The organism is Vagococcus sp. JNUCC 83 (assembly GCF_053667615.1).
This window is the reverse complement of the sequence record NZ_CM132204.1, coordinates 2112600-2129631: the sequence shown is the minus strand read 5'-3', so window position 1 is coordinate 2129631 and position 17032 is coordinate 2112600. Positions and strand designations below refer to the sequence as shown.

Sequence of the window (17032 nt, the reverse complement as noted above, 5' to 3'; positions counted from 1 at the left end):
CCTCATTTTCTAATTACTCAACAACCACATGAACTCGAAGTTTTGCAACCACTTCTTTATGTAGTTTCACTGGAACTGTTGTATAGCCTAGTGCTTTAATCGGTTGTTCCATCTCTATTTTACGTTTATCTACCTTAATTTTATGTTGTTTTTGTAAACCATCAGCTACTTGTTTTGATGGAATTGATCCAAACAGCCGACCATCTTCACCAGCTTTTGATTTTATAACGACTTCAAATCCTTCTGTTTCAAATGTTGTTTTTAATTTTTTAGCTTCTTCTAAAATTTCAGCATCTTCTTTAGCCTTTGCTTTTTCTTTCCCTTTAAGTTCACTTAGACTTTGAGATGTTGCTTCTTTAGCTAAACCTTTTTTAATTAAAAAGTTTTGTGCATAACCAACTGCAACATCTTTTACTTCACCTTTTTTGCCTTTTCCTTTTACATCTTCTAAAAAGATAACTTTCATCTATAATCCACTCTCCTAATGATTCTAGTTATATACTCTCTTTATTCTAACATAATACATATCAATACTAAACTATTCTTATTTGTTTCACGTGAAACAAAAAGAGACATTCAAATGAATGTCTCTTGGATTTCTACTCTTCACCAACGAATGGTAATAATCCCATAATTCTTGCACGTTTAATTGCAATCGTTAATTTACGTTGATGTTTAGCACAAGTTCCTGTTACACGACGTGGTAAAATTTTACCACGTTCTGAAACAAAGCGTGATAATAATTCAACATCTTTGTAATCGATATGGTCAATATGGTTAGCTGTAAAGTAACATACTTTACGACGACGGCGTCCGCCTCTTCTTTGTTGAGCTGCCATTTTATGCCCTCCTCTATATTAGAATGGTAAATCGTCATCCGAAATATCTATCGATGATGAGTTTCCAAATGGATTACTGTTATCACGATCGAAGTTCGGTGTGTCATTACTTGAAGATTGGCCAAATGATGATTGTGTATTTTGATTACTTTGAGAAAAATCATTAAAACCACCAGCATTGTTATCAAATCCACCAGATTGTTGTCTTTGACTCGATGCATTTTTAGATTCTAATAATTGGAAATTCTCACAAACCACTTCAGTCACATACACTCTTTGTCCCTGTTGATTCTCGTAGTTTCTTGTTTGAATACGTCCAGTCACTCCTAGCAAGGTACCTTTTTTAGCGTAATTTGCTAATGTTTCAGCTGGTTTTCTCCAAATCACACAATTAACAAAATCTGCTTCGCGATCTCCACTTGCGTTAGTGAAGTTACGATTAACAGCTAAATTAAACGTAGCAACTGCTGAACCATTTGAAGTATATCTCAAATCAGGGTCTCGAGTAAGTCTACCTACCAATACAACATTATTAATCATTGGTTAATCTCCTCTCGTTATAAATGTTTCACGTGAAACATTATTAGTTTTCTTCCTTAACAACCATGTGACGCAAAATGTCATCATTGATTTTAGCTAAACGATCAAACTCGTTGATTGCTGCAGCATCTGTAGAAGAAACTTTAACGATATGGTAGATACCTTCACGGAAATTTTGGATTTCGTAAGCTAAACGACGTTTTTCCCATTGTTTAGATTCCAAAACTTCTGCTCCGTTATCTTTCAAGATTGAATCGAAACGATTTACTAGAGCATTTTTTGCTTCCTCATCAATGTTAGGACGAATTATATACATGATTTCATAATTTGATACCTGACTCATTGATTTTCACCTCCTTATGGACTAAAAGGTTCCTTAATTATAAGGAACAAGGAGAGTAAACTTTCATTTACTCACATTATTAAATTATACACTTTTTTATATTCTATTGCAATAAAAAGATGTTTTTTATTCATTTAATCTATTTTATCCCAATGATGTGTCTTCTCAAATTCTTTGATATCTTTTGTTGCATTATCAGTAATTTCTTTTGGAAAACTGACTAATTCTAATAATTTAATCGCATTGCGACTTGTATTAATTCCATATTTTAACTTGTAATCAAATTCGAATGTATCATTTTTAATAATTTCTGAAAAATAAACCATTTCACAATAATTAGATAATATATGTGGTAACTCTACGTCATGTGTTGCGACAAATAACAAACAATGTCTTTCGCTCAGCCATTTTATTGTATTAGCTGATGCACCTATTCGCTCAATTGTGTTTGTTCCCCTTAAAATCTCATCAATAAAACAATAAACAAACTGTCCCATTTTTACTTGGGTTATCATCTCTTTTAGTGATTTTATCTCTGACATAAAATAGCTATCACCTTTACTAATGCTATCACTAATCCCCATAGACGAGATAACTAATCCTCTTTTTAGTTTAAAACTACTGGCTAATGCCATATTTAGCGTCTGTGAGAGCAAACAACTGATAGCTAATGATTTTATAAAGGTAGACTTTCCGGATGCATTAGAGCCTGTTATAAGGACTGTTTTTTGACAAACAAATGAATTAGCTATTGCTTCTTCTATTAGTGGATGTATTAATTGTTCTATCTCAATAGTTGCTTCCTTATGAAACATTGGATAACACCATAATGTTTCATTCATTTGCCTAAAATTTAACACAGCGCAATTTGCATCTAATCGTCCTAATAATAAGCACAACTCTTTTAGTTCTTTCTGGTAGTTTTTGAATGCTTTATTTACCATTTGAAAAGAGACAAAAGGCAACAAAAACATAGCAGATAGTGATTCCACTAATACCTCAACATCGCTACCTGATTTAATATGAAAGAAAAAGCCATATTTTAATACCGGATTTAAATACTTTGTCAGTTGTTTTACTTCTCTTTCAACTAATGATATTTTTGATAATTGACCAGATACGCTCACTGTTTGAACAAAGTATGATAGCATAGATAATTCTATTTCCAATTTTGTTTTATAAATTAAATAAAAAACAACATTAAAGAAAATTGAAGCAATAAATAGTCCTATTCCAATAACGGGAAAGAATAACATAAAAAGAAATGATAAAATTGGTAAAATTGCAAATAATTTAATTAATGGACTAGATAAAATTGTCTTTGTTTCTATTTCATCTAAAAAATAACGATAGATACTATTTGTTTTTAATTTTTTTCCTAATTGATTTAACTGATACTGAATCCTCTCTCTATCATTAATGTGACTAGTTAAATATTTTTGCCAATTTTCATCAACCAACAAGTCTGGTTGATTTGATACATCAACCGATTTTAACGACGCATAAAGCATATCTTCTCCAAACTTGCTATATGTTAAGTTGATTTTTTTATAAACGTCAAACATATCTAAATCTTGCCATGTAGCCTGATTAACAGTTTCTTCTATATCCATCATTTTCAAAATACTATTACTAGCCTCAATCAAATCATCCTCATTTAGTTCGTAATAGGTTGAAGGATCTTGATTCCATTGCTTTTGAATCATTTGTTTCGCTTTTTTACGCTCTTTGATTGTTATAAAAATAATAGAAATCAAAATAATGATACAAACCAAAACGATAAACAACAACTCATCCATCTGTTTACCTCCTTAATTGAACAAAAGTTAATAAATAATCCACTCAATATATCAAAAAATTGAGTGGATATCTTTTATTCTTCAGATTGATTATTTTCTAAATCCTCTGTCACTGCTACATCAACTTCTATATCTTCTGTAATAATAACTTCTTCAATTTCTTCTTCAACTTCAATCGTAGCCATGGTTGATACAAAGGCATCTTCCTCTAAACGAATCAATCGAACTCCCTGTGTTGAACGACCTGTTTGAGAAACAGAATTCAACTCAAAACGGATGATAACACCTTTGTTCGTTACTAACATGATGTCTTCTTCGCCACTAACAGTTGTTAAGCCGACAAGATGACCATTTTTTTCAGTAATATTGACGGTCTTGATCCCTTTACCGCCACGACCTTTAATTGGATATTCTTTAGCATGTGTTCTCTTACCATAACCATTTTCAGTAATAACTAATACTTCCATGTCTGGTTTTAAAATATCCATGCCAATAACATAATCATTCTCTCTTAAACGAATACCACGAACTCCAGCAGCACTACGTCCCATTGAACGCACTGCTTCTTCTTTAAAGGTAACTGAATAACCTAAGTTAGTTCCAATAATGATTGTATCATCACCATTAGTCAAAGCTACGTTGATTAATGAGTCCCCATCTTTTAAGCCAATAGATTTCAATCCATTTGTCCTAATATTAGCAAACTCTTGAACTGAAGTACGTTTTACCGTTCCTAGCTTAGTTGTAAAGAATAAATACTGATTAGAGTCAGCTTTTCCTTCAACATTGATAATCGCTTCAATATTTTCAGAAGAATCAATACCCAATAAGTTAATCACTGGGATCCCTTTAGCTGTACGACCATATTCAGGTATCTCATATCCCTTAGCACGGTATACTTTTCCAGTATCTGTAAAGAATAATAACGTATCATGTGTCGAACATGATAATAAATTCTCTACAAAGTCATCGTCATGAACGCCCATTCCCTGAACACCACGCCCACCACGGTTTTGAGTGCGGAACTCAGTACTTGGTAATCGTTTGATATAACCATTATGAGTTAATGTAATAACCACATCTTCTTCTTCAATTAAGTCTTCATCTTCTAGACTAAGTACTTCACCTACAAGTAATTCGGTACGTCTTGCATCACCATATTTACGCTGAACTTCATCAAGTTCTTCAGAAATGATTTCAAGCACTCTATGATGATTAGCTAATATATCTTTTAAATCAGCAATTAATACCAATAAATCTTGATATTCAGCTTCGATTTTTTCTCGTTCTAAGCCTGTTAAACGACGCAAACGCATATCTAAAATTGCTTGAGATTGTCTATCTGATAACTCAAATTTTTCCATCAAAGTAGCTTTTGCGACATCATCAGAAGCTGACGCACGAATAATTTTTATAATTTCATCAATATGATCTAATGCTATTCTTAAACCTTCTAAGATATGCGCACGAGCTTCTGCTTTTTGTTTGTCAAACTCTGTCCGACGAACAATAACTTCTTCTTGATGCTCTAAATAATATTCCAAAATAGATTTTAAACCTAAAACTTTTGGTACACCTTTAACAATCGCTAACATATTAAAGCCAAAACTTGTCTGCAGTGATGTTAATTTATATAAATTATTTAACACAACAGATGCACTTGTATCACGACGGATTTCTATAACAATTCGCATACCTTCGCGTGATGATTCATCTCTTAAATCAGTAATCCCTTCAATACGCTTTTCACGGTGCAACTCAGCAATACGTTCAACCAATTTGGCTTTATTTACCATATATGGAATTTCCGTCACAATAATACGTTCACGACCATTTGATTTTTCTTCAATATCGACTTTCGCACGAACAATGATAGATCCTTTACCAGTTTCGTAAGCTTTACGAATACCTGATTTTCCCATAACAAGTCCACCTGTTGGAAAGTCTGGTCCAGGTAGAGCTTCCATCAATTCGTTTGTTGTCACTTCTTTATTTTCCATCAATAATTTTAAAGCATCGATGACCTCAGATAAATTATGTGGCGGTATATTTGTTGCCATACCAACCGCAATCCCTGTTGTTCCATTCACTAAAAGGTTAGGAAATCTAGCAGGTAATACTTCTGGTTCTTTTTCTGTTTCATCGTAGTTTTTTTGGAAATTAACAGTATTTTTATTAATATCACGTAGCATTTCTACAGCTATCTTACTCATACGCGCTTCAGTATAACGCATCGCAGCTGCTCCGTCTCCATCGACAGAACCAAAGTTACCATGACCATCTACTAACATATTACGGTAACTAAACGGTTGAGCCATACGTACCATTGATTCATAAATCGCACTATCACCATGAGGATGGTATTTACCCATAACGTCCCCAACAATACGTGCTGATTTTTTATGTGCTTTATCAGGTGTCACACCCATTTCATTCATTCCATATAAAATACGACGATGCACAGGCTTCAACCCGTCTCTTACGTCAGGTAACGCACGAGACACAATAACACTCATGGCATAATCAATAAAGGATTCTTCCATTTCCTGTGTCAAATTAACATCTTGAATATTTTCTCTGATTTCTTCAGACATGAACGTATCTCCCTTACTTAAATATCTAAATTCTTAACATAATGTGCATTGGCCTCGATAAATTCACGACGAGGTTCTACTTTATCCCCCATCAACATATCAAATACAGCGTCTGCTTTTGCCGCATCCTCTACTGTTACACGTAACATAGTGCGTTTTGCTGGATCCATCGTTGTATCCCATAATTGATGGTCATCCATCTCACCTAACCCTTTGTAACGTTGAATACTTGGTTTTGGTGTCGCTGGAAGATCAGCTACTGCTTGAGCTAAACGTTCATCAGCATCTTTCCCTGGCTGGATATAAGTAATATTTTTTCCTTGTTTAACCCCATACAATGGTGGTTGAGCTATGTACACATATCCTGCTTCCACAATTGGACGCATGTAACGATAAAATAGCGTTAATAAAAGTGTTCTAATATGTGCACCATCGACATCGGCATCAGTCATAATGATTAATTTATGATAACGAGCTTTAGAAACATCAAAATCGCCACCAAAGCCTGTTCCCATAGCTGTAAATAATGAACGAATTTCAGCATTGGCTAATATTTTTTCCATACTTGCTTTTTCTACGTTCAATATTTTCCCACGAATTGGTAAAATAGCTTGATACTTACGATCACGGCCAGTTTTTGCCGATCCTCCCGCAGAATCCCCTTCGACGATATATAACTCACTTTTCTCAGGTTCACGGCTTGAACAATCAGCTAATTTACCAGGTAAACTACTAATTTCAAGCGCTCCTTTACGTCGCGTTACTTCACGTGCTCTTTTTGCTGCTAAACGGGCTTTAGAAGCTAAAATTCCTTTTTCTACTACACGTTTAGCTACATCTGGATTTTCTAACAAAAATTTGTTAAAAGCTTCAGAAAATAATCTATCGGTAACCGTTCTTACTTCAGAATTACCTAATTTTGTTTTTGTTTGCCCTTCAAATTGTGGTTCTGGATGCTTGATAGAAATAACAGCTGTCATTCCTTCACGAACATCATCTCCACCTAGATTTTCATCATTTTCTTTTAACAATTTTTGACGTTTGGCATAATCATTAATCACACGAGTTAGAGCTGTTCTAAAACCAAATTCATGTGTTCCACCTTCATAAGTATGGATGTTGTTAGCAAAACTCAATAGGTTTGTATGGTAGTCATCTGTATATTGAATAGCTACTTCTACGCTAATATCTTGTTGCTCACCTTCTGTATAAATAGGATCTGGAAAAAGAACTGTTTTCCCTGAATTTAGATATTCAACATAGCTCTTAATTCCACCTTCATAGTGGTATGATTCTTCTTTTGCTGGGCTGACACGTTTATCTGAAATACTAATACGTAATCCTCGGTTTAAGAAAGCTAGCTCACGAATACGTGTCGCTAATTTATCATATTCAAACACAGTTGTTTCTTGAAAAATTTCAGCATCTGGTTTGAAGTTAACTACTGTCCCACGATGATCCGTTTCTCCAATGATTTCTAAGTCATCAACTACTTTTCCGCGTTTAAATTCCTGATGATGAATTTTTCCATCTACATGAACTTTAACATTTAAAGATTCCGATAACGCATTAACAACAGAAGATCCTACACCATGAAGTCCACCAGAAACTTTATATCCGCCACCGCCAAATTTCCCTCCGGCATGTAACACTGTAAATACTGTTTCAACTGCAGGTCGGCCGGTTTTTTCTTGTATACCAACCGGGATTCCACGCCCATTATCTTTTACAGTAATACTATTATCTTCTTCAATTGTGACATTAATTTCTGTACAGTAACCAGCCAATGCTTCATCAATTGAATTATCAACGATTTCCCATACTAAATGGTGCAATCCTTGTGGTCCTGTTGACCCTATATACATACCTGGTCGCTTTCTTACTGCTTCTAATCCTTCTAAAACTTGAATTTGACTCGCATCATATGCGGAAGCTTGTCCGTCATTAATTTGTTTATCCGTCAACGTCTTCACTCGTCCTTTCTATTTCTCCATTTGATACATAAAAGATTTCAGGTTTTATTTTTAATTTATCACCAAGATGAGTGATACTTGTTGTTGTTAAAAATGTTTGAAGCTTATTATCAATAAATTCCATCAACTGTACTTGTCGGTCATCATCCAACTCACTCAATACATCATCAAGTAATAAAATAGGGTACTCACCTAACTCTTCATTAATCAACTCTATTTCAGCTAGTTTTACACTTAATGCAGTCGTTCGTTGTTGTCCCTGTGAACCATAAGTCTGAACATTTTGATTATTTACCATAAAGATTAAATCATCTCTGTGTGGACCAATACTTGTTGTCATTTGGGATAAGTCTCTAGCTTCAGATTGATTTAACTCATTTAACAAGAGTTGATATAATTCTTCTTGTGTTTCATTCTGAGATAAATCCAAAGATGTTTTGTAAGAAATTGTCAATTCTTCTTTACCATGAGATATGCTCTGATGTATAGTGTTAGCCCATCTTTCAAGTAACTTTGTAAACTTTATACGAGAAAAAAGAACGAAACTTCCTTCTTGAGCCAACTGCTCATTTAAGACACCAAGATAGACTGAATCAAGAGAATGAGTAAGAGCAGATTTTTTTAAAAATTGATTACGCTGTTTCAAAATAGTTTGATAATTGCTTAAGTGATGCAGATAATGAGAATTGATCTGTCCTATCTCCATATCGAGAAATTTTCGACGATGTTGTGGTGAGCCTTTTACTAAAGATAAGTCTTCTGGGGCAAATAAGATGACATTAAGATAACCAACGTATTGACTTAATTTTGATTGTTCCAAACCATTAACTTTTGTTTTCTTTCCCTTATTAGAAACAATCATAGTTAAATCAATATCGCCATTTTTTTTACTGATATTCCCTTCAATCCTAGAAAAATCATGTTCCCATTGAATTAATTCTTTTTCATGATTACTTCGATGACTCTTAGTGAGTGACAAAACATAGATGCTTTCCAGTAAATTTGTTTTTCCTTGTGCATTGTCTCCAACAAACACGTTTAATTTAGGTGAAAAGTTTAATGTTAAATGATTATAGTTACGATAGTTTGTTAGAGTAATCTGGTTAAGTTGCATGATTATTTATCATCTGATGAACTTTTTTCCATAAAAAAAGTACCCAGTTCAGGTATTTCAATCATCATTTCAGCATACAATTTTCGACCTCGTCTATTTTCTGGTTCGCCATCAACAAATACTATATTTTCTTGTAAATACCACTTGGCCATACCACCACTAGAAATAACGTTAACCTCTTTTAAAAATTGACCTAAAGTTATATATTCTGTTTTTAATATAAATGCTTTTTTCACAAATTTTCACCTTCTCCGTTTCAATTTACCATTACTTACATTATACCCTTTTTGTGCGCTAAAAACAAATTTTCTTTGGTAAAATCGTTTTTTAAGCATTATTATAATAAATCGATAGTTTTATCATTTTTAACTTAAAATCTCTTAGAACGTAAAATAACGAATATTTTTTGTTTTTTAAGATGACACTCTTGTTTTAATAGATAAAAAAAGAATGATTGATAAAACAATCACTCTGTTATCGATTATTAAAGTAGCTGTTCTATATAAGGAATCATTTTGTTTGGTTTATCCATGGGGGCAAGTCGTTTAACTACTTTTCCTTCTCGATTAATTAAAAACTTCGTAAAATTCCACTTTATTTTATTGCCCATAAAACCAAACGTACCACCAACTAAATAACTAAAAATAGGATTAGCATATGCCCCATTAACCTTTGATATTTCATGCATTGGGAAAGTGACACCATAGTCCATCTGACAAACTTGACTTATTTCAGCGTTATCTTTTAACTCTTGATGAAATTGATCAGAAGGAAATCCTAAAATTACTAAACCTTGATCTTTATACGTTTGATAAATTTGTTCTAATTCTTTAAATTGTGGAGCTAACCCACATTTTGTTGCTGTATTAACAATGATTATGACTTGTCCTTTATACTTTTCTAAAGAATAGGTTTCCCCATTATCTAATGTTGCAGTGTAATCATAAATTGTCATAATTTCACTCCTTATTACATTTATACTATATATTAAACAACAAAATTGTTATTTTTTCACTAAAAGTCGCTTTGAGTCATTTTATTTTTATAAAAATTTTAATTGTCAAATTAAGTTGGACAAAATATCATGATCGACATAACTCAAAAATACTTCTAATGGTGTTAGGTAATTTAGTGATTTTCTCGGAATCTTATTTCTTTTTGATGCAATTGATTGAATAAAAGATTCATCAACGCTGTTGAAATCCATATGTTTCAGTAATCCATCTTTACGTAATAATCCATTAGAATTTTCGTTTAAACCTCGTTGTGACGGTCTTCCTGGATCAGCAAAATAGATATCAATATCATTCAAGTTACTAACTGATTTCCAGTTAGAAAACTCTTTTCCACAATCAAATGTGATGGATTTAAAAAGATGATTGGGCACGTTATCAAACCAATTATTTAGACTATTTTCAATGTTTACTGCCTTTCTACCCGTTGGTTTTAGTGTAATAATTACTTTTGAGAGTCTTTCAACGAGTGTGATGATAGCACTTTTATGATCTTTTCCAACAATAGTGTCACCTTCGAGGTGACCAAACTCATGATTAAAGTGTTGATAGTCCTCATTACGTTGATGGATAGTTCGTTTAAAGGCTTGTTTTCCTCTTTTTTCTTTATGACCATTTGATTTTCTTTTTCCCTTCATAGGTAACGATGACACGTCAAATGTTCCCTGTTTAAATAATCTATAAAGAGTTCTAACAGAGCATGAAATAGGAAACTCCGCACGACCAATAATGACATCTGGAGTCCACCCTTGAACCACTTTCTTTTGAATATATTCTGTTTCATCATCAGGTAAAGAAATAGGACGTCTACCACACTTCTTTTTATTGTTTTTATATCTTTTATAGTAATCTAGTGCAGATAACCCGTCATCAAAAGCTTTGTAAACATTATAAATAGTCTGTTTTGATCGTTTTAATAACTTAGCAACAATTATTCCTTTTTTATGTATATGATAATAAGATTCTATTAAAACGAGTTCATCTGTAGTAAGATGTGTATAGGTCATTTGTGAGCACTCTCCTTGTTTTCTTTTGTCGGAATTACAATTTGAGTGTATCACAAATGATTTTTTATTTGTCTAGCTTAATTTTACAATCGGCGAAATATAAAAAATCCTTTCACTTATATAATACATATAAAGTGAAAGGCACATCTTAATTAGTTCTTACTGGCGTGATTAATTGAATGAATTCAATATCCCCATCTTTAGGTTGCAAGGTAAACGGACGAATTGAAGAAATGAAACGTATTGTAATCTCTATATCTCCAAATGATTTTAGTGATGCTTTCATATAATCAGGGTTAAAAGATATCGTGATTGGTTCACCTTCTACTTCAATATAAGATAATTTTTCTTCTACATTACCAATTTCAGGTGAATTTCCATAGATAGTAACTTGTTCTGAATCAATAGATAATTTAACAATATTATTTCGTCCTTCATGCGAAAGTAAAGATGCTCTATCAATAGCTGCTAACAAACTAGCTACGTTAAAACTAATTTCTGTACTGAAGTTAGTCGGTATTAAGCGATTTGTATCAGGATAATTTCCTTCTAGTAAACGTGAATAAAAATTCATTGTCTCTGTTCTAAATAGAATTTGATTATCCATAATGGAAATATCAACTAACTCTTCTTCATCTTTAAAAGATCTTGCTAATTCTTGTAAGCTTTTCCCTGGAATAACCACATCAAATATTTTATTGACGCCCTCTAATTCCATTTTACGTTGACTTAAACGATGACTATCTGTAGCGACAGCAAGCAAATCATTATCTTGAAGAGTCATATGTACCCCTGTGAGTATTGGTCTGCTTTCTTGCGATGACACAGCAAAAACAGTTTCACTAATCAATTTATTCAATACCCGTGCAGGTAATTTAAAGTTAGTTTGATCATTTATAACAGGTAATTGAGGATAACTGTCTGCGTTTAATCCATTTACATTAAATAATGCTTTTCCAGACGTAATAATGACTTGATTATTTTCTACTAATTTTAGTGTTAATGTAGATTCTGGTAATTTTTTGATAATTTCATTAAAAAATCTTGCTTGTATTACTATTGAACCAGTTGATTCAATGAGCATGCTTGCTTTTTCATTGTTTACACTTAAAAATGTTTCGATTGATATATCAGCATTGCTACCAGTTAATGTTAGACCTGATTCTGTAATAGTTAGTTTAACTCCTGTTAAAATTGGTATTGTCGTTTTTCCAGATATGGCACGTTGGACTGTTGCTAGTTCATCTAAAAATGCTGATCTATTTAGTGTGACTTTCATTAGATAATCTCCTTTTAATTAATATTATATAAATAAGTAGTAGTAGTAGGTGCTGTTAGTACTGTGGATAAATCGATTTGAATGATAAATCAAAAGAATTTACACCTGTTAATAACATGTGTATAAGTCGAAAATAAATTTTATAGTTATCCACATGTTTTTAAAGAAGATTTTGCTTTATATCGTTGACTTCTTTTTTTATAGTAACGTCTTTTTCTAGTAATTGTTGAATTTTTTCATGGGCGTGTATAACAGTTGTATGGTCTTTGCCACCAAATTCTGCTCCAATTTTTGGAAGTGAATTGTCTGTTAGTTCTCTTGAGAGATACATTGCTATTTGTCTTGGTACTACTATTGTTTTTACACGTTTTTTTCCTTTTAAATCCTTTAATTGTAAATGATAGTATTTACAAACTTCTTCTTGAATCCCCAAAATAGATAATTCACTTTTTTCTTTGATTGGTTTTAGACTTTTTAAAGCATCTGCGGCAAGACTTGTAGTGATATCTTGGCCTTTCATTGTAGAAAAAGCTTGTACGCGGACTAAAGCACCTTCCAGTTCACGTATGTTTGAATCAATTTGTCCAGCGATATAAGATAGCGTATCGTCGGGGATTTCTAACCCTTCAGCATCAGCTTTTTTTCTTAAAATGGCTATTCTAGTTTCTAAATCAGGTGGTGTTATATCAACGGATAGCCCCCAAGCAAATCGGGAAACTAAACGTTCTTGAAGCTTAGGAATCTCATTAGGTAGCCTATCACTTGTTAAGACAATTTGGTGTCCCTCGTTGTAGAGGGTATTAAAAGTATGGAAAAACTCTTCTTGAGTTCCCTCTTTATCAGCAAAAAATTGTATATCATCAACAAGTAAAAGATCAACATTTCGATATTCTTGTCTAAAGTCTTCTGATTTATTATTTTTTATAGAATTAATATAATCATTGGCAAATGATTCACTTGTAACATATTTTATTTTTGCATCCACGTTGTTTGATAACATTTGGTGTCCTATAGCATGCATTAAATGTGTTTTACCTAATCCAACTCCTCCATAGAAAAACAGTGGATTGTATGTTGCACCGGGATCTTCTGATACAACGAGAGCTGCAGCATGGGCCATCTGATTTCCTTTACCGATGACAAAAGTATCAAAGGTGTATTTGGAATTTAGTAAAGCTTTTTTACTATTTTTCTTAACAATATTCGGCAATTCTACTGTTGGTTCTTTTCTTTTTTCCGAGATACGTGGTTCGTCCTCTTGAATAATAAAAACAGGCGTAATTTCTTCACCTGTTAATTCAAAACCTGTTTCTACAATTTTAGCAGCTAAATTTTTTTCCCAATAATTTTTATGTAAATCTGATGGTAATTCGATTGTTAATATGTTGTCTTGCAAAGTAATTGGTTTTGCAGGATCAATCCAAGCACTAAAACTTGGAGGCGTGAGCGATTTTCTATAGTTTTCAACAAGCTCATTCCAAATAAAATTAAAATCGGGCATAGTTATCCCCCTAACGTTTATAGTCTTTTATATTCTAGCACTAAAAAAATAAGTTTTCCACTGATTTTTTTAATTGTGGATAGTTTGTCATCAACTCTTAACAAAACTTTTCCACAGGTGAAATAAAATTGTGAATATGCTCAGATAAAAAATATATTTCCACAACTTATACACAAAACTAAATGAAGTTAGGTCAATACTTTAAAGTAGTTATTAACAACGTTTTTTAAGTTTGTGGAAAACTATTTTACAGGATGTTATCTTGTGGGTAACTAGCGTTTTATCTCATAGTTTCTTTTTTTGTGTATATAACTTTTAACAGGAATGTGATTAAAAAAAATTAATTGTGGAAAACTATTTGTTAGAAAGGTTTTAAATAAAGTTGACAAAACGCTTAAATTATTTGTATAATGTCATAGTCTGTCTAATGTGATTATTTAGAAAGCATATTTGTTTATAGGAGGTGGATAATAATGAAAAGAACATATCAACCAAAAAAACGTAAACGTCAAAAAGTTCATGGATTCCGTAAACGCATGAGTACTAAAAACGGTCGCCGTGTATTAGCAAGTAGACGTCGTAAAGGAAGAAAAGTATTAGCAGCATAAATCACTGACTCTACGAATCAGTGATTTTTTTTTATAAAAAATTAAAAAAAAGCGTGTATTATGCTATGATAAGAGTGATTTAGAATGAAAAAAGCGTACCGAATAAAAAAAGAAAAGGAATTTCAACAAATTATTGAGGAAAAGCAATCTTTTGCAAATAGAAATTTTATTGTTTATGTCTGTGAATCACCTAGCAATACGCATTTTAGAGTAGGTTTATCTGTTGGGAAAAAAGTGGGTAATGCAGTGACTCGAAATCATGTCAAGCGATTAGTAAGGACATCTCTGTATGATATGAAAAAGAACATAAAACATCATTACGATATTGTATTAATTGCAAGACCTCAAGCAGCAAAATTATCTTTAGAAGAAACCAAAAAAAACATTCAACATGTTTTTAAATTAGCTAATCTAATAAAATAAGAGAGGGTTAATCAGTGAAAAATAAGAAAAAATGGCTTTTTATTCTGTCGATGTTTGTTCTTGTTTTTGTTTTGACAGGATGTGGCACAGGAAATATTAATCAAAGTAGCACAGGTTTATGGGATCGATATATTGTCTATTATTTTGGACAAGCGATAAAAGCGTTATCTTTTGGTCATCCGGGTATAGGGATTATCTTATTTACTATTATTGTTAGAATTATCTTATTACCATTAATGCATTATCAAACAAAAAGTATGCGTAAAACGCAAGACTTACAACCGAAAATAAAAGAATTACAAGAAAAATATGCTTCAAAGGATTCAGAAACCGTTAGAAAACTTCAAGAAGAGCAACAACGTCTATACAGTGAAGCTGGAGTGAATCCATTATCAGGTTGTTTGCCATTAGTAGTTCAACTGCCGATAATGATGGCTTTGTGGCAAGCTATTTCACGTATTCCGGCTTTAACAGAAGGAACATTTTTATGGTTAGAACTAGGTAAACCAGATCCAACATTCATTTTGCCCGTACTAGCCGCAATTTTTACGTTCATTAGTACTAGATTGACAACAATGAGTCAAACGAATGTTCAAGGTACCATGAAAGCAATGAATTATGTGATGCCAGTTATGATTTTGTTCATGGGGATTAATTTGGCAAGTGGCTTGTCATTATATTGGGTAATATCAAATGCTTTCCAAGTGATTCAAACTTTATTAATAAATAATCCATTTAAAATTAAACGTGAGCAGGAAGCTGAGGAACAAAAAAGAAAAGAGTTAGAAAAAGCATTGCGTAAAGCAAATGCACCAAAAAAACGAAAAAAATAAATTGAGGGGGTTCGTATCATGCCAGTATTTACAGGAGAAACAGTGGATCAAGCTATAAGAGTCGGTTTAACTTCACTTGGAATAAACCGTGTTGATGCGGATATCTCTGTTATTGAAGAGGGTAAGAAAGGTTTTTTAGGTATTGGAAAAAAAGAGGCTGTTGTTTCTGTTGACATTAAAGAAAAAGCAGTCGTAAAACCTATTGAAGACATTCAAGTGGTAGCAGCAATAGTTGAAGAACGAGAAAAACCCTCTGAAGTAGTAGAAGAATATCAAGAACCAATTGAAAAAGTAACCTATGATAATACTTTTAATAAGTCTGAAGATGTGTCCTTAGATGAGGCAATTACTCAACTGTCATTGTATTTAACAGAAATAACTCAATCTTTAGGTGCTCCAGCTATGGTAAGAGTACAACGAGATGATAATCATGTAGTATTTCATCTAGATACCGAAAAAAAAGGCTTACTGATTGGTAAACATGGGAAAGTGTTAAATGCTATTCAGTATTTATCGCAGGTTTACATTCATCGCTTAGTAAAAAATCGTTTGACAATTATTGTAAATGTAGGTGACTATAGAGAGCGACGAGAGGCTATCGTTAAGAGACTGGCTCATCAAGCTGTTAGAAAAGTACGAGAAACATCGCAACCTGTATTTTTAGAACCGATGCCGGCATTTGAAAGAAAGCAAGTTCATTCGATTTTATCTAGTGAAAAAGATATCAAAACGCACTCTGAAGGCAACGAACCTCATCGTTATTTAGTCGTTGAATTAAAAAAATAATATTGTTTAAGCCATGCAGCTTTTGTGTGGCTTATTTTTATATAGATTTGTTGATGTCTTTTTCTAATCATGTTATAATCTTTTTATAATAATTAACAATAAAATGTGATGATAAGGGAAGTACTTTTTTGATAGCTCTTAGAGAGTCTCTGTTGGTGGGAAGAGATAGTGAAGAAAAAAGGAAAATGGCCTTTGAACAAATTGATTGAATTAGTTAAGATCAATTCAGGTACGCCTGTTATAGCGTTTAGGCATGATTGTGCTGATGAGTGGACTTTTTTAAGTCAAATAAGGTGGTACCGCGATAGCTAAATGACAAGCTCTCGTCCTTTTTAATAAGGATGAGGGCTTTTTTTGTTTAGCTTTTTATAGGGTATTAG

General features: G+C 32.7%; 17 protein-coding genes and 1 other annotated feature. Of the genes, 4 read left to right on the top strand and 13 right to left on the bottom strand.

From position 1 onward, the window contains the following. Positions 1-13: 13 nt before the first annotated feature. From rplI to dnaA, 13 genes are all read right to left on the bottom strand, one after another. The gene (rplI, locus tag JNUCC83_RS10435; RefSeq protein ID WP_454459915.1) at positions 14-466 is read right to left on the bottom strand and encodes a 50S ribosomal protein L9; all 453 of its coding nucleotides are present in this window, start codon (positions 464-466) and stop codon (positions 14-16) included. Between the two features lie 133 nt (positions 467-599). Continuing rightward, positions 600-839, bottom strand: coding sequence for a 30S ribosomal protein S18 (rpsR, locus tag JNUCC83_RS10430; protein WP_454459914.1), 240 nt, complete (start codon positions 837-839; stop codon positions 600-602). 18 nt (positions 840-857) lie between these two features. After that, on the bottom strand, positions 858-1379 hold the full coding sequence (ssb, locus tag JNUCC83_RS10425; protein ID WP_454459913.1) for a single-stranded DNA-binding protein: 522 nt from the start codon (positions 1377-1379) through the stop codon (positions 858-860). 43 nt (positions 1380-1422) lie between these two features. Further along, positions 1423-1722 (bottom strand): 30S ribosomal protein S6, encoded by a 300-nt coding sequence (rpsF, locus tag JNUCC83_RS10420; protein ID WP_071455935.1) that lies wholly within the window; start codon positions 1720-1722, stop codon positions 1423-1425. Positions 1723-1856: 134 nt separating this feature from the next. Next, positions 1857-3521, bottom strand: a complete 1665-nt coding sequence (locus tag JNUCC83_RS10415; protein ID WP_454459912.1) for a MutS-related protein — start codon at positions 3519-3521, stop codon at positions 1857-1859. A 74-nt stretch (positions 3522-3595) separates the two neighbouring features. Beyond that, positions 3596-6115 (bottom strand): DNA gyrase subunit A, encoded by a 2520-nt coding sequence (gene gyrA, locus JNUCC83_RS10410; protein ID WP_454459911.1) that lies wholly within the window; start codon positions 6113-6115, stop codon positions 3596-3598. A 17-nt stretch (positions 6116-6132) separates the two neighbouring features. Next, positions 6133-8079, bottom strand: coding sequence for a DNA topoisomerase (ATP-hydrolyzing) subunit B (gene gyrB, locus JNUCC83_RS10405; RefSeq protein WP_454459910.1), 1947 nt, complete (start codon positions 8077-8079; stop codon positions 6133-6135). Then, positions 8069-9202: a DNA replication/repair protein RecF gene (recF, locus tag JNUCC83_RS10400; protein WP_454459909.1), complete on the bottom strand. Its 1134-nt coding sequence runs from the start codon at positions 9200-9202 to the stop codon at positions 8069-8071. Before recF ends, gyrB begins: the two co-directional genes overlap by 11 nt. 2 nt (positions 9203-9204) lie before the next feature. Beyond that, complete coding sequence (yaaA, locus tag JNUCC83_RS10395; RefSeq protein ID WP_454459908.1) at positions 9205-9438, bottom strand: S4 domain-containing protein YaaA; 234 nt, start codon at positions 9436-9438, stop codon at positions 9205-9207. A gap of 248 nt (positions 9439-9686) precedes the next feature. Then, on the bottom strand, positions 9687-10157 hold the full coding sequence (locus JNUCC83_RS10390) for a glutathione peroxidase (RefSeq protein ID WP_454459907.1): 471 nt from the start codon (positions 10155-10157) through the stop codon (positions 9687-9689). Between the two features lie 105 nt (positions 10158-10262). Then, a complete protein-coding gene (locus JNUCC83_RS10385) occupies positions 10263-11222 on the bottom strand; it encodes an IS30 family transposase (RefSeq protein WP_454459906.1) in 960 nt (319 codons plus the stop codon). A 148-nt stretch (positions 11223-11370) separates the two neighbouring features. Further along, a complete protein-coding gene (gene dnaN, locus JNUCC83_RS10380) occupies positions 11371-12501 on the bottom strand; it encodes a DNA polymerase III subunit beta (RefSeq protein WP_454459905.1) in 1131 nt (376 codons plus the stop codon). Between the two features lie 160 nt (positions 12502-12661). Continuing rightward, positions 12662-14002 (bottom strand): chromosomal replication initiator protein DnaA, encoded by a 1341-nt coding sequence (gene dnaA, locus JNUCC83_RS10375; RefSeq protein WP_454459904.1) that lies wholly within the window; start codon positions 14000-14002, stop codon positions 12662-12664. A gap of 473 nt (positions 14003-14475) precedes the next feature. On the opposite strand from dnaA, the gene rpmH reads away from it, so the two are divergent. From rpmH to jag, 4 genes are all read left to right on the top strand, one after another. After that, positions 14476-14610 carry a 50S ribosomal protein L34 gene (rpmH, locus tag JNUCC83_RS10370; protein ID WP_071457793.1) on the top strand — a complete coding sequence of 45 codons (135 nt, stop codon included), beginning with the start codon at positions 14476-14478 and terminating at the stop codon, positions 14608-14610. 84 nt (positions 14611-14694) lie between these two features. Further along, complete coding sequence (rnpA, locus tag JNUCC83_RS10365; protein WP_454459903.1) at positions 14695-15033, top strand: ribonuclease P protein component; 339 nt, start codon at positions 14695-14697, stop codon at positions 15031-15033. Positions 15034-15083: 50 nt separating this feature from the next. After that, positions 15084-15866 (top strand): YidC/Oxa1 family membrane protein insertase, encoded by a 783-nt coding sequence (locus tag JNUCC83_RS10360; protein WP_454461363.1) that lies wholly within the window; start codon positions 15084-15086, stop codon positions 15864-15866. Between the two features lie 18 nt (positions 15867-15884). Further along, positions 15885-16652 carry an RNA-binding cell elongation regulator Jag/EloR gene (gene jag / locus JNUCC83_RS10355; protein ID WP_454459902.1) on the top strand — a complete coding sequence of 256 codons (768 nt, stop codon included), beginning with the start codon at positions 15885-15887 and terminating at the stop codon, positions 16650-16652. 99 nt (positions 16653-16751) lie between these two features. Further along, positions 16752-16986: a binding site (T-box leader), on the top strand. The last annotated feature ends 46 nt before the right edge of the window (positions 16987-17032 follow it).

Coding starts and splice junctions, on each gene's coding strand:
- rplI (WP_454459915.1), bottom strand. CDS start 466: ATGAAAGTTATCTTTTTAGAAGATGTAAAAGGAAAAGGCAAAAAAGGT.
- rpsR (WP_454459914.1), bottom strand. CDS start 839: ATGGCAGCTCAACAAAGAAGAGGCGGACGCCGTCGTCGTAAAGTATGT.
- ssb (WP_454459913.1), bottom strand. CDS start 1,379: ATGATTAATAATGTTGTATTGGTAGGTAGACTTACTCGAGACCCTGAT.
- rpsF (WP_071455935.1), bottom strand. CDS start 1,722: ATGAGTCAGGTATCAAATTATGAAATCATGTATATAATTCGTCCTAAC.
- JNUCC83_RS10415 (WP_454459912.1), bottom strand. CDS start 3,521: ATGGATGAGTTGTTGTTTATCGTTTTGGTTTGTATCATTATTTTGATT.
- gyrA (WP_454459911.1), bottom strand. CDS start 6,115: ATGTCTGAAGAAATCAGAGAAAATATTCAAGATGTTAATTTGACACAG.
- recF (WP_454459909.1), bottom strand. CDS start 9,202: ATGCAACTTAACCAGATTACTCTAACAAACTATCGTAACTATAATCAT.
- JNUCC83_RS10390 (WP_454459907.1), bottom strand. CDS start 10,157: ATGACAATTTATGATTACACTGCAACATTAGATAATGGGGAAACCTAT.
- JNUCC83_RS10385 (WP_454459906.1), bottom strand. CDS start 11,222: ATGACCTATACACATCTTACTACAGATGAACTCGTTTTAATAGAATCT.
- dnaN (WP_454459905.1), bottom strand. CDS start 12,501: ATGAAAGTCACACTAAATAGATCAGCATTTTTAGATGAACTAGCAACA.
- dnaA (WP_454459904.1), bottom strand. CDS start 14,002: ATGCCCGATTTTAATTTTATTTGGAATGAGCTTGTTGAAAACTATAGA.
- rpmH (WP_071457793.1), top strand. CDS start 14,476: ATGAAAAGAACATATCAACCAAAAAAACGTAAACGTCAAAAAGTTCAT.
- rnpA (WP_454459903.1), top strand. CDS start 14,695: ATGAAAAAAGCGTACCGAATAAAAAAAGAAAAGGAATTTCAACAAATT.
- JNUCC83_RS10360 (WP_454461363.1), top strand. CDS start 15,084: ATGTTTGTTCTTGTTTTTGTTTTGACAGGATGTGGCACAGGAAATATT.
- jag (WP_454459902.1), top strand. CDS start 15,885: ATGCCAGTATTTACAGGAGAAACAGTGGATCAAGCTATAAGAGTCGGT.